The organism is Halosolutus sp. DAT137, assembly GCF_059736405.1.
In genome coordinates this window covers 327,481-339,693 of record NZ_JCAQID010000001.1, presented here as the reverse complement: position 1 = coordinate 339,693, position 12,213 = coordinate 327,481, and the positions used below count along the sequence as shown (strand labels likewise).

The following is a 12,213-nucleotide window of genomic DNA, read 5'->3' as shown; positions in this document are numbered from 1 at the left end:
TCGTAACTACTTTTTCGAGTCCGAGGGCGCGTTCTCGGTCGTTTCGAGTACCTGTTCGCGCGTCCCGCCCATGAGTGTGTGGCTTGGCGTGCCCAGGTCGAGTCGCTCCGCAACGTCCCTGGCGACGGCCGCGAGTCGATCGACGTCGACGCCCGTCTCGATTCCCATATTGTGGAGCATGTTGACGAGGTCTTCGGTCGGCGTGTTGCCCACGTCACCGAGGTCGCCTGGCAGGATGGTCCCGCCGCCGAGTCCACAGACCGAGGCGTCGAACCGGGAGACGCCACACTGTAACGCCGCGAGCGTGTTCGCGAGACTCATCCCGTTCGTGTCGTGGAGGTGGAGACCGACGTCCGCGTCGGGATGGCGGTCGTACAGCGCTTCCAGCGCGTTGGTCACCTGCCGAGGATCCGCCATCCCCATCGTCGTCGCCAGCGTCACCTCGTCGACGCCGGCTTCGAGCACGCGATCGACGACCGAGAGCGTTCGGTCCTGGGAGATTGCCCCCTCGTACGGACAGAAGAAACTCGTTCCAAGGCCGGCTTCGACCTCGATATCGGTCCCGTCTGCGAGATCGACGATCGCCTCGATCTCCTCGAGATTTTCCTCGAGGGTCATCCCCTGGTTTTGCTCGCGATAGGTGTCGCTGATGACGACCAGTGCGTTCACCTTGTCTACCTCGGCGTCGATCGCGCGCTCCATACCCACCGTATTTGGGACCAGCGCCCGGTAGCAGACGCCGTCGCGGCGATCGATCCGGCCCGCGACCTCGTCGGCGTCGCGCAAACCCGGCACGGCCTTGGGGTGGGTAAACGACGTAAACTCGATCTCGTCGACGCCCGTTTCCGAGAGCGCGTCGATCAGTTCGACTTTCTCGTCGGTCGGAATGAACTCGGGGTAGCGCTGGAAGCCGTCTCGGGGCAGCATCTCGACGATCGTCGCCGACTCCGGAAGATCCATCGAAGCGCCGCCACTCTCCATTGGATCACCCCCTCGGTCCATCAGATCACCCCCTCGGTCTCGAGTTCCGCGAGCACCTCGTCGTCGTAGGCGAGAAACTCCCCGAATACGTCGTCGTTGTGTGCGCCCAGTGCGGGTCCGAGATAGTCGACGCTGCCGGGCGTCTCGCTGAACTTGGGAATCGTGTTCTGGACCGCCGCCTCCCCGAGGTCGTCGTCCTCGACCCTGATGACGGCGTCTCTGGCCCGGTAGTGTTCGTCCTCCATGATGTCCGCGACGTTGTACACCGGCGCGATCGTCGCGTCGTGTTCCTCGAAGGTCTCGAGGATCTCCTCGCGGCTGTGTTCGGCCATCCACTCCTGGACGATCGCATCGAGTTCTTCGACGTTCTCGAGGCGGCTCTCGTTGTCCGCAAAGCGCGGATCGTCTTGCAGGTCGGGCCGGCCGATCGCGTCGAAGGTCCGCATTGCGAGCGGCTGGGCGCTGGCGGCGAGGGCGACCCAGCGATCGTCGCCCGTCCGGTAGACGTTCCGCGGTGCCGAGGACGTCGACCGGTTGCCCGACCGACGGGCGATCTCGCCCGTCTGGTCGTAGGAAAGCGGGAACGGCCCGATCAGGTTGAAAATCGGCTCGATGAGGCTCACGTCGACGACCTGTCCGCTGCCGCCGTTGACGTCGCGGTGGTACAGCGCGAACATCACCGAGAACGTCGCGTAGAGGGCGGCGATATTGTCGGCCAGCCCCGTCGGCGGGAGCAGCGGTTCTCGATCCTCGAAGCCGTTGACGTAGGCGAAGCCGCTCATCGCTTCCGCGAGCGTGCCGAAGCCGGGTTTCTCGGAATACGGTCCCGTCTGTCCGTAGCCGGACATCCGCAACATGACCAGGTCGGGGTTCTCTTCCGAGAGCGCCTCCCAGCCGAGATTCCAGCGTTCGAGCGTACCGGGTCGGAAGTTCTCGATCAGCACGTCCGCTTCGGAGATGAGATCGAGAAAGACCGTCTGGCCGCGATCGCCAGACACGTCGAGCGTGACCGATCGTTTGTTCCGGCTGAGATACTTGTGCCACATCCCGACGCCGTCTTTCTGGGTGCCGAAGTTGCGGATGTGGTCGCCGTACTCCGGGTGTTCGATCTTGATTACGTCTGCGCCGAAATCGGCGAGAAAGCGCCCGACGGTCGGGCCGGAGATCATCGATCCCGCTTCGACGACGGTGAGTCCGTCGAGCGGGCCTGGGTTTGCTGTTGACATATGTACTGGTGTGTTGTGTATCGCGTCTGAATCCTGTGAGCTGTGGTGGATAGCGGTTAGTACGATTCTCGCGGTGTTAAATCGGCCGATCGATGTGCGTGCCCGATCCGGGTTCGGCGAGCACCTCGCCGTCCTCGTAGGCGACCTCGCCGCCGACGATCGTGTGGGTCGGCCACCCCGTCACGTCGCGGCCCTCGTAGATCGAGTAGTCGGCAACGCTTTGCAGCAGTTCCGGCGTCACCGTCTTCGTCTCCTCGAGATCGACGACGGCGAGGTCCGCGTCGCTGCCGACGCGAATCGTCCCTTTCTTCGGGTAGAGGTTCCAGGCCTTCGCGGTGTTCGTACTCGTGACCTCGACCGCGCGTTCGAGACTGATCCGGCCCTCGTTGACGCCCTCAGAGAGAATCAAGGGGAGCATCGTCGCACTCGACGGGAAGCCGAGTTTGCTCTCGCGGATCGTCTCACCGAACTTCTCCTCAGACGTGTTCGCACAGTGGTCGGTGCCGATACAGGAGATCGTCCCGTCCGCGAGGCGCTTCCAGAGCGTCTCCTGGTCCTCGGCGCTGCGAACCGGCGGGTTGACTTTCATGCGATCGTCACACTCCTCGGTCGTCAGCGCGAGGTAGTGGGTACAGGTTTCCCCCGTCACGTCGTAGCCCGCTTCCTGGAGCGTTGCGAGTTCGTTCGCCGTCCGTCCGGCGCTGACGTGGACGGCGTAGAAGCTGTCGTCGTAATCGTGCTGGCGGGCGAGACTCGCGCCGGAGACGAGACTCTGGGTCTCGGCGTAGTCCGGGAACTCCTCGACGAAGACCTCGTACCCCTCGTCTTCGGCGTCTTCGTCCGCCTCGGTTTCGATGTACGGGTTGCCGCCCGCGAGCGCGTTCGTGATCTCGACGTTCTCGGAGTGATACCCGAGCGTCGTCGGCACGTCCTGGGCCGCGAGTGCCTCGATGAACGCGCTCCCGAAGTCGTCGCGCATCTCGCAGTCGACGCCGAACTTGTCCGGGGCGGCGTACTTGTAGTTCATGTACCACTTGAACGTCGTGATCCCGAGGTCCTCGACGATCGTGGGAATCTCCGCGACGTGCTCGAACGAAAGCAAGCCGAGCGAGAAGAAGTAATCGTGGCGGTAGTTGGTCTCCGCCGCCTCGAAATAGTCGTCCATGATCTCCTCGTAGGCCCCCGGCCGGCGGAAGAAGTTCCCGATCGTCGTGACGCCGCCGACGAGGTCCGATCGGCTCTCGGTGTTCGCGTCTTCTGCCAGCGAGTTGTAGATTCCGTGGTGGGTGTGCGGGTCGATCGCGCCCGGCAGAACGTAGTTGCCGTCCGCATCGACGACGCGATCGCCGTCGAGCGTGCCGCGGCTTCCGACCGCCGCGATCGTGCCGTCGTCGGCCGCGACGTCCGCATCGAGCAGTCCGTTCTCGGTGACGAGCGTCCCGCCCGTGACGACGAGATCGTGGTTCACGCGTCCTCACCCATCGTTTCCAGGTACTCCTCGACCTCGTCGGTTTCGAGCACTTCCGCGTACTTCATCCACATGTCGAGCAGCCCGATCTTGTGTGAGGCCTCGATGCGATCGAAGATGCACTCCTGTGGGAGCACGACGTCGAAACCGTGTTGCTGGGCGTCGACCGTTGTCGCCCGCACGCAGCCGCTCGTCGAGTTGCCGACGACGACGAGCGTGTCGACGTCGTTGCGGTTCAGCCGCGCGAGCAGGTCGGTTCCGTAGAACGCACTCGCGTAACTCTTGTCGATGACCGTCTCGCCCGCTTCGGGCGCGACCGGATCGACGATCGCCAGATCGTCGTGGTCCGGATCGTCGTAGGAACTCGGGACGACTCGCGTGTAGGCGACGGGAATGTCGTTCTCGCGAGCGAAGGCGAGGAAATCCGCAATTCGATCGACGGCCTCCCAGGCGATGTCGCCCATCGCCGTTCGATACTCTTCGACGGCCTCGAGAATCGGGACGTTGTCTCCGACGATCAGTTGCTGAACGTCGATGACGAGGACCATCGGATTCTCGCCGGCACCCCGTGACTCCCACGACGAGGCACCCTCCTTGTCGTAGCCGGCCTTCTCGATGACGCGTTTGTCCTGCTCGGAAAGCAGGTCCTCCCAGATACGGTTCGTCATGTATTGATTCGTGTGATCGAGAGAGTATAAACTTGCGCACTCATATTCATTAGTTGACGTGATTGGCTAGTCGGTGGTTGACGTGGTTCCCGAGATGACTCGCTAGTCGGTGATTGACGTGATTCCCGAGATTACTCGCCCTCGAGCGTCGCGGCCGCGTGCATTCCAGCGAGCCGACCCAGTCCGAGCGCCGTCGTGAGTCCGTTCCCGCTCAGGTAGCCGCCGGCACCGTGGCCGCTGATGCCGACGGCGGTTCCGCCGCCAGCATAGAGGCTCTCGACGACGCCGCCGTCGGTCTGCAGCACGCGGCCGTGTTCGTCGACGACCAGTCCCCCCTGCGTGTGAAACAGTGACCCCGTGACCGTCGCCCCGTAGAACGGCGGTTCGAGCACGGACCGTCCGTCGACCCGGCCGACCGAATCCGGTTCGTCGGCGCGAACGGCCTCGTTGTACGCCTCGAGCGCCTCTGCGGTCACGGCCGGGTCGCAGCCGAGGTTCTCGGCCAGCGTTTCGATGTCCGGGGCGCTGACGTAGGACCCGAGTTCGACGGCCTCGTCGAAATCGTCGAACTCGCCCTCGAGTTTCTCGAAGATGCGCTCGTCGAAGATCTCGTAGGCGACGTTGTCCGGCTGTTCGACGACGTCGATCGCGAGCGCCGAATATCCTTTGGCCTCGTTCCCGAACCGCTGACCGGCCTCGTTGACCAGAAAGCCCCCGTTCATGATGACGGCGTAGGTCGACAGCGCGCCCGTCCCCTGAACGACCGTCGCGTGCCCCTGATAGGAATCCATGCAGGCCAGTTCGGCGTCGAGGGCGGCCCCCCAGCGGATCCCGTCGCCGGTATTGCCGTCCGACCCGAAGTACAGTGCATCCGAAATCTGTCCGCAGTTCTGTTCGACCATCCGTCGATTCCCGGCGAACCCGTCCGTAGCGAGTATGACTTTCCGTGCCTCGATCGCTTCCTCGTGGGTTTCGCCGGCGATCGCGCCGACTACGCGATCCCCGTCAGCGACGAGTTTTCTCACCGGCGTGTGCGTGAGCAGTTCGATGTTTTCAGTTGCCTCGATCCGTTCGGCCAGTTCCTCGACCAGATTCTCGCCGTTGCGGCCCTCCGGCGCGTGCATCCGGTAAGTGGAGTGTTGCGGATAGGTGAAATCGTCGACGAACTGTAACGTGATATCCCAGTCGTCGACCAGCCAGTGGATCAGGTTCGTGCTTTCGGTACAGAGCGTGTGGACGAGATCGGAATCGGCTTCGTGGTCGTTCTTCTCGAGGATATCTCGTGCCATGTCCGCCGGTTCTTCGTCGATACCCGCCTCGCGCTGAAACCGAGTCCCCGCCGCCGGGATCATGCCCGTCGACAGCGACGTGTTTCCGCCGAGCCTGTGTGATTTTTCGAGGACCGTAACCGTCCCGTCGGTTCCGTCGGCAGCCGCGAGCGCTGCAACGAGTCCCGTTCCGCCACCGCCTGCGACGAGAACGTCCGTTCCGACGTCGAAGGAGACGTCGTCGGCGTCGAGAACCTCCGGCGTTGAATCATCGATCGTCCGCTCGTGCAACTCGGGAGACGACATACCACGTGGTTCGGTCCTACCGCTATGTAAACCTATCCTAACACGGGTCTCACCCGACTCGCCGGCGAAAGGGACGGCGCTACGAATCTGTCGGATCGCTGCCGGAACCATTCGCAGAACGCTGCTCGTTCGGGATGACGGAACGCGAACGTCGACGGGTAAATGCCGTCGTTCGAGTTACGACGATACGCCACACGCGGATCGACCGACAAATACCCCAAGGGCCACTCAAAACGTCCAGCGAATCACCGAGCGGGCGATTGTCAATCGTTCGTTCGAACCGATCTGTTCGGCATGGCCGAAGCAGCGTTCGGCTAGAAAGAACTTTGTGGGTCCAGCCCGATCATCGAGCATGACCGAAAACGCGTCGGCTCACGTGGGCTCCGTCAAGACAGCCTTCGACGTGCTCGAGCATATTCGCGACAACGAGGGTGCGGGCGTCACCGCCATCGCCGAGGCGCTCTCGATTTCGAAGAGTACGGCTCACAGTCACCTGACCACGCTGGAGTCCCTCGGCTACGTCGTCAAAGGGAACGGAACGTATCGCGTCGGACTCCGGTTTCTGGAACTCGGCCATCACGCGCGAGCGCGGTACAACCTCTACGAAGCGGCCAAATCCGAGGCCGACCAGCTCGCACAGACGACCGGCGAACGGTGTCAGGTGATGGTCGGTGAGGGCCACCGCGGCGTCTACATCTACCAGACTGCCGGCGAACAGGCGGTTCAGACCGATTCTCACATCGGAAGTACCGTCGACTTGCACGCGACCGCTGTCGGCAAGTGCTACCTCGCCTACCTGCCGGAAGACGAACTCGATGCCTACCTCGACGACATCGGGTTCGCGAAACGAACCGCTCACACGATCACGGACCGATCGGCGTTGCTCGCGGAACTGGAAACGGTTCGCGAGCGGGGATACGCGCTGAATCTCGAAGAGCGGATCGAAGGAATGCGAGCGATCGGTGCACCCATTCTCACCGAAGACGACGAGATACTTGGGTCGATCAGCGTCTCCGTACCGACGACGCGTATCGACGACACCGTCGACGGGAGCGACCTTCCGGAACAGGTCCAGCGAAGCGCCCGCGTCATCACGATCCGAACGACGTACAGCTAACAGTTTGTTCGGCATTAGCGAACGAGTTCGACCGGCGATCGATCGGTCAATCAGTCATGAACTGTTATTGAAGACCACCATCCCTCCGTATTCGGCTAACAGCGTGTGAGAGACGTTATCAACGCGTTCGGCACTCCGGAACGCATCTGGCTGGAAAGAGACGAGAGATGGCTCGAGGGAGGAACCGGAGTCGAGCCCCGGCGACAAGATGTACTCGACGAAACCAGTGCGAACGGGAGTGTACCGGCCGACGACGAACTGCGTTAGTCGCGTCGATCGAACCGGCGAATCGACCGCCCGGGTGCAGCGCGATCAGCGGTGAAAATAATTACACGTGTACCGTTGTAATACACCGCACCGGATAGATTACACACGTACGTACGTAATGTGTGAATTCAGGTGCGAATAACGTAACCCATGAAATCCAACAAGACAAATTTATACAGTAAAAAAGCATCCGACATATAAACTAATATATAGTTAGGGGGTAGAAAGAGAGAAATACGTCGAAAAGGGCCAAGACCAGTAGAATCTGTCGTATGGGATTCGATCGAAATTGATCGAGAGAAGCGTCCCCGATATTCGCATATCACTGGTAAATTGCTCGAAGGACTCGTATTAAAGAGATCTGGGAAATACAGAGAAATCCTGCGAGATCTGATTGAAATCATATGCTTTATCTATATAGTCACTTTTGATAGTGTTCTCAAACGTACCATCGAGTCACGCCCTGGAAGACGCAGCCCACGACGAGAGAAAACCGACAGTGGTCGCGTTTCCACTCGAGAAGGGCGGAGCGTCTAACGAAAATAATGACGGAACGGTCCGGTGTACGTCGTTGTCAGCGCAACCGCGATCCGTTTTGCAATTGCGCTGGTAGATCGATTATACCGGCGATCGTCTACGGTGGGTTCGCGACCGTCGGTAACTGACGATACTACTCCCTATCAGTCGTCGGCGGGAACGGCCTGCTGAGCCGTCGGATCGGCCATCGCGAGCACGTCGTCGAAGAAGTCGAGGGTGTCCTCCGGTCCCGGATTCGCTTCGGGGTGGTACTGGCGAGTGATCACGTCGTACTCGATGCCGTCGATTCCCTCCGGCGTGTCGTCGTTGACGTTGACCTGCGTCACTTCGAGGTGCTCGCCGGGCTCGTCAACCGTGTAACCGTGGTTCTGAGTCGTCATCACGACCCGTCCCGACTCGAGATCGAGGACCGGCTGGTTGACGCCGCGGTGGCCGAACGTCATCTTTTCGGTCGTGCCGCCGAGTGCCTCGGCGACGATCTGCTGGCCGAGACAGATGCCGGCGACGGGCGTGTCCTCGACGAACGCTTCGACGAGTGCGATCGCTTCCTCGTAGTTTGCGGGATCGCCGGGACCGTTCGAGATGAACAGGATGTCGGGGTCGACGGCCTTGACGTCAGCTGCCTCGGCGTCGTGTGGGAGAACGTGAACCGTCGCGTTGCGGGCGACCAGCGAGTCGACGATCGACCCCTTCGCGCCGCAGTCGACGAGTGCGACCGTCTCGCCGTCGTTGTCCTCGCCGTGGACGGCTGCTTCGTCGACGCTGACCTGGGCACCGATCTCGGTGTGGTCGCTCATCGCTTTACACTGCTCGAGTTCCGCGAGTGCGTCCTCTTCGGTGACGTCCTCGCCGACGGCGATTCCACACTTCATCGCGCCGCCGTCACGGATGTCGATGACGACCTCGCGCGTGTCGAGGTGGTCGATAGCCGGCACGTCCTCGCTTTCGAGCCACTCGGCGACGTCCTCGGTGAGTTCACGTGCGAGCACGGCGCGTGGGTGGACGCGATCGGATTCGAACCGCTCTTCACGGACGCCGTAGTTGCCGATCAGTGGATACGAGAACGTCAGGACCTGTTCTTCGTAGGATGGGTCGGTCAGACTTTCTTCGTATCCGGAGTATGCCGTCGTGAATACCAGTTCGCCACGAGCCGTTCCCGGAGCACGACCACGTCCCTCGATCACGTGGCCGCCTTCCAGTGCAACGTAGGCTGCTGTCATTACGAACTACGTACTGATTCGACCGGCATAAGTGTTGTCTTCGAAGCTGAGTTACGAAATTCGTAATTGGTAAGTGCCTGTTGGGCGTACCCACACATCTCCATGGACGATCTTGACCGGCGGATCCTCGATATTCTCCGGCGTGACGCGCGGACACCGTACACGGAGATTGCGGACGAGGTCGGGACGAGCGAAGGCACCGTCCGCAACCGCGTCGAGCGAATGATGGACAACGACGTCATCGAGCGGTTTACGATTTCGACGCGAACGGGAAACGTCAAAGCGATGCTCGAAATCGGGGTCGCGGTCGACGTCGACACGAAAGCCGTCTCCGAGCGGATGGCCGAGTGGGAAGAGGTCGACTTCGTCTGGATGGTTTCCGGCGAACAGGACATCGTCCTCGTCGTCGACGCCGCGGACACGCGCGGAGTGAACGATCTGATCACCCAGGCCCGCGATCAGGAAGAGGTCGTGAGCACGAAAACCCGGCTGATTCTCGACGAACAGCTCGGCTGACGATCGCTGCCGTTCGACTGACCATCGCTGTCGGAATCACCGGTCGACCTCTTCGGGCGCGCTGCCGACACCGGGCGTCACCTCCGCCAGCACGCCGTTCGGGTATTTGCGCCGGTACAGTGCGTGATACGCGCGCCGGAAGAACCGATCGATCGGCTGGTTCGCGACGCGGGGTTCGACGCGGCCGTCTCGAACGGCGTCGACGACCGACTCGGGAGTGAGTCGATCGGCGTCGATCAGCGTGTACGCCCGTCCCGCCTCGAACGGGTAGTGCGCGTCGCTGCCGCCGACCAGCGGGAGGTCGCGTTGCTCAGCCAGCGAGCGAGCGATCGTCTCCGTCCGCGGGTGTTTCCCGTTGATCTCGATCGCGTCGAACGGGAGAGTTTCGAAATCCGTAACGGTACTGTTTCGAGTCGGGTGAGCGACGATCGCCACGCAACCGCGATCGTGTGCGAGTTCGACGACCTCCTGAGGGGTGTATTCGAGCGGGACCGTCTTTCTGGGCGGGTCGGGACCGATGACGAGGACGTGACCGTGGGTCGTCGACACCTCGATCCCCGGAATGATCGTCACGTCGTCGCGGTGAAACGGGGTGTAGTAGTCGTGATTGGTAGTCGCGACGCCGTCCAGTCCCCGGCGATCGACGGCGCGTGCCAGCAAGGAGACGCCGTACGGATCGAACCGGTCGCCGAGTCGAGAGTAGCCGTGAAAGAATCGCGTGTGCGCGTGGAGATCGACGGCGAACATACGAGGACATATAACGCGCCGTGAACTGATGGTTTTGGTCTCGGGCCACCTGGTAGTCGTATGGGCCGGAGTGATGACGAGGAGGCCGTCCTGATATGTAACCCGACCAGTGGGAACGGCGAGCACGCAGACCGGATCGCCCGTCGAGCGCGCGATCACGGGTTTACGGTTCGCGTCACGGAAACTGAGGGCGATGCGGTGCGATTGGCACGGGAGGCCGGCGCGGACGGTGCGACGCTCGTCGCCGCAGCCGGCGGCGACGGCACGGTCAACGAGGTCGTCAACGGCCTCGTCGAGGCGGAGGCACTCGATCGGACGACGCTCGCCGTCGTTCCGGCCGGAACGGGAAACAACTTCGCGGCGAACGTCGGCGTCGAGACGATCGAGGAGGCGTTCGAGGTGATCGAAACGGGCCGGCGTCGACGGATCGATCTCGGCGTGGCGAACGATCGCGCGTTCGTCAACTCGTGTGTCGGCGGCGTTACGGCGGCGGCGAGCGACGCGACCACGCCGGAAGAGAAGAAAGCGCTCGGCGTGTTCGCGTACGTCAGACGAACCCTCGAAGCGGTCGCTTCGTTCGATGCGCTTCCGATCAAGGCGACGCTCGAAAACGGGAACGGACCACCGGATGCGTGCGGGTCTGACGAGGGGTCGGGGGAGGAACTGAAGATCGAAGCCGGGTCGACGGGCTCGAAATCGGAGCACACCGCCAGCCGGGAGCGGACCGAAACCTGGACCGGTGAAGCGGCGTTCGTCCTCGTCGGAAACTGTCGGCGGTTCACGACCGCTCGGTGTGCACAGGCCAACGTCGAGGACGGCCTGTTCGAGGTCACCATTATCGAACATGCCTCACCGATCGGTCTCGTCGAGGACCTCGCACCGACCGGCATCTTCGATCGGGAGGAGACCCACGTGGTTCGCAGACGGGTTCCATCGCTGCGACTCGAGAGTTTGCGGTCCGAGCCGACCGAGTACAGCCTCGACGGTGAACTGCTCGGAGCCGAGACCCTCTCGCTCGAGACGCATCCCCGCAAGCTACGGGTCGCAGTCGGGAGCGGATATCGGATCGATCCCGATGGCGAAACCGGACGCGAGTGACGGCTGGCATTCCGGATGAAACTGCTCGGCCGAAACGGAATGTGGAGCAATCGATCGTCGGCAAGAGACGATACTGGTTTCAAGAGCCTCTGCAATGATGGACGTATGAGCGCAGAAAACGAGGAACTTCCGCACAAAAACGCCGCCCAGGACGTTATCGCCGTCGACGAAAACGATACCGAACTCGAACTCGTCAACCGACTCGAGGCACACACGGGCGACGGCATCCGCCATCGTGCGTTCACCTCGCTCGTCTTCGACGAGGACGACAACATCCTGCTCGCCCAGCGAGCGCCCGGAAAGCGCCTCTGGGGAACCTACTGGGACGGCACCGTCGCCTCCCACCCAGTCGAAGGACAGAGCCAGGAGGAAGCAACCCGACAGCGACTCGAGGAGGAACTTGGGATCACGCCCGACCAGTACGACGACCTTCGGCTGACCGATCGCTTCGAGTACAAACGCTACTTCGAGAACGCGGGCGTCGAGCACGAGGTCTGTGCGGTCTTGCAACTCACCCTGACCGATACCACACTCGACCCCGACGAGGAGGAGGTCGCCGGCCTGCTGTGGGTTCCCTACGAGCGCCTGCACGAGAACCCGGAGTGGTACCGTCAGCTTCGACTCTGTCCGTGGTTCGAGATCGCGATGCGACGAGAGGTTCGGTCGGAGTAACGACGCCGCGAGTTCCCAAACGGACCGTCGACCGGTTCTCGGACCATGACAAGCGGTAACAAGGCTTATTACATCCCCGTTCGTAGCGTCGCCTGAGGGCCGACACAATCGGTCCGTGTGAC

General features: G+C 62.2%; 11 protein-coding genes. 4 read left to right on the top strand and 7 right to left on the bottom strand.

Annotated features, from left to right (window positions below):
- Positions 1-6 precede the first annotated feature (6 nt).
- From AC6I6L_RS01700 to AC6I6L_RS01680, 5 genes are all read right to left on the bottom strand, one after another.
- Positions 7-1,002, bottom strand: coding sequence for a hydroxymethylglutaryl-CoA lyase (locus AC6I6L_RS01700; RefSeq protein ID WP_497915983.1), 996 nt, complete (start codon positions 1,000-1,002; stop codon positions 7-9).
- Positions 1,002-2,207: a CaiB/BaiF CoA transferase family protein gene (locus tag AC6I6L_RS01695; RefSeq protein ID WP_497915982.1), complete on the bottom strand. Its 1,206-nt coding sequence runs from the start codon at positions 2,205-2,207 to the stop codon at positions 1,002-1,004. The genes AC6I6L_RS01700 and AC6I6L_RS01695 overlap by 1 nt, the downstream gene beginning before the upstream one ends.
- Positions 2,208-2,283: 76 nt before the next feature.
- The gene (locus AC6I6L_RS01690) at positions 2,284-3,675 is read right to left on the bottom strand and encodes a dihydroorotase (RefSeq protein ID WP_497915981.1); all 1,392 of its coding nucleotides are present in this window, start codon (positions 3,673-3,675) and stop codon (positions 2,284-2,286) included.
- Positions 3,672-4,343 carry an isochorismatase family protein gene (locus AC6I6L_RS01685; protein WP_497915980.1) on the bottom strand — a complete coding sequence of 224 codons (672 nt, stop codon included), beginning with the start codon at positions 4,341-4,343 and terminating at the stop codon, positions 3,672-3,674. Before AC6I6L_RS01685 ends, AC6I6L_RS01690 begins: the two co-directional genes overlap by 4 nt.
- A gap of 131 nt (positions 4,344-4,474) precedes the next feature.
- Entirely contained in the window at positions 4,475-5,917 is a 1,443-nt protein-coding gene (locus AC6I6L_RS01680; protein WP_497915979.1) for an FAD-dependent oxidoreductase, read from the bottom strand.
- Positions 5,918-6,269: 352 nt separating this feature from the next.
- Between AC6I6L_RS01680 and AC6I6L_RS01675 the strand changes: the two genes are divergently transcribed.
- Positions 6,270-7,034 carry an IclR family transcriptional regulator gene (locus AC6I6L_RS01675; RefSeq protein ID WP_497915978.1) on the top strand — a complete coding sequence of 255 codons (765 nt, stop codon included), beginning with the start codon at positions 6,270-6,272 and terminating at the stop codon, positions 7,032-7,034.
- A 947-nt stretch (positions 7,035-7,981) separates the two neighbouring features.
- Here the strand turns inward: AC6I6L_RS01675 and carA are convergent.
- Positions 7,982-9,058 (bottom strand): glutamine-hydrolyzing carbamoyl-phosphate synthase small subunit, encoded by a 1,077-nt coding sequence (gene carA / locus AC6I6L_RS01670; protein ID WP_497915977.1) that lies wholly within the window; start codon positions 9,056-9,058, stop codon positions 7,982-7,984.
- 102 nt (positions 9,059-9,160) lie between these two features.
- On the opposite strand from carA, the gene AC6I6L_RS01665 reads away from it, so the two are divergent.
- Positions 9,161-9,574, top strand: coding sequence for an Lrp/AsnC family transcriptional regulator (locus AC6I6L_RS01665; RefSeq protein WP_497915976.1), 414 nt, complete (start codon positions 9,161-9,163; stop codon positions 9,572-9,574).
- A 36-nt stretch (positions 9,575-9,610) separates the two neighbouring features.
- Here AC6I6L_RS01665 and AC6I6L_RS01660 read toward each other — a convergent pair whose 3' ends face one another.
- Positions 9,611-10,321: a CehA/McbA family metallohydrolase gene (locus AC6I6L_RS01660; protein ID WP_497915975.1), complete on the bottom strand. Its 711-nt coding sequence runs from the start codon at positions 10,319-10,321 to the stop codon at positions 9,611-9,613.
- Positions 10,322-10,381: 60 nt separating this feature from the next.
- Between AC6I6L_RS01660 and AC6I6L_RS01655 the strand changes: the two genes are divergently transcribed.
- Together AC6I6L_RS01655 and AC6I6L_RS01650 are read left to right on the top strand one after the other, a co-directional pair.
- Positions 10,382-11,419: a diacylglycerol/lipid kinase family protein gene (locus tag AC6I6L_RS01655; RefSeq protein WP_497915974.1), complete on the top strand. Its 1,038-nt coding sequence runs from the start codon at positions 10,382-10,384 to the stop codon at positions 11,417-11,419.
- Between the two features lie 105 nt (positions 11,420-11,524).
- Positions 11,525-12,091, top strand: coding sequence for an NUDIX hydrolase (locus tag AC6I6L_RS01650; protein WP_497915973.1), 567 nt, complete (start codon positions 11,525-11,527; stop codon positions 12,089-12,091).
- Positions 12,092-12,213: the final 122 nt, after the last annotated feature.

What these genes read in the sequence shown, in the direction of transcription:
- AC6I6L_RS01660 (WP_497915975.1), bottom strand. Translation starts at nt 10,321, where the DNA reads ATGTTCGCCGTCGATCTCCACGCGCACACGCGATTCTTTCACGGCTAC.
- AC6I6L_RS01675 (WP_497915978.1), top strand. Translation starts at nt 6,270, where the DNA reads ATGACCGAAAACGCGTCGGCTCACGTGGGCTCCGTCAAGACAGCCTTC.
- AC6I6L_RS01695 (WP_497915982.1), bottom strand. Translation starts at nt 2,207, where the DNA reads ATGTCAACAGCAAACCCAGGCCCGCTCGACGGACTCACCGTCGTCGAA.
- AC6I6L_RS01665 (WP_497915976.1), top strand. Translation starts at nt 9,161, where the DNA reads ATGGACGATCTTGACCGGCGGATCCTCGATATTCTCCGGCGTGACGCG.
- AC6I6L_RS01680 (WP_497915979.1), bottom strand. Translation starts at nt 5,917, where the DNA reads ATGTCGTCTCCCGAGTTGCACGAGCGGACGATCGATGATTCAACGCCG.
- AC6I6L_RS01685 (WP_497915980.1), bottom strand. Translation starts at nt 4,343, where the DNA reads ATGACGAACCGTATCTGGGAGGACCTGCTTTCCGAGCAGGACAAACGC.
- AC6I6L_RS01700 (WP_497915983.1), bottom strand. Translation starts at nt 1,002, where the DNA reads ATGGACCGAGGGGGTGATCCAATGGAGAGTGGCGGCGCTTCGATGGAT.
- carA (WP_497915977.1), bottom strand. Translation starts at nt 9,058, where the DNA reads ATGACAGCAGCCTACGTTGCACTGGAAGGCGGCCACGTGATCGAGGGA.
- AC6I6L_RS01655 (WP_497915974.1), top strand. Translation starts at nt 10,382, where the DNA reads ATGGGCCGGAGTGATGACGAGGAGGCCGTCCTGATATGTAACCCGACC.
- AC6I6L_RS01650 (WP_497915973.1), top strand. Translation starts at nt 11,525, where the DNA reads ATGAGCGCAGAAAACGAGGAACTTCCGCACAAAAACGCCGCCCAGGAC.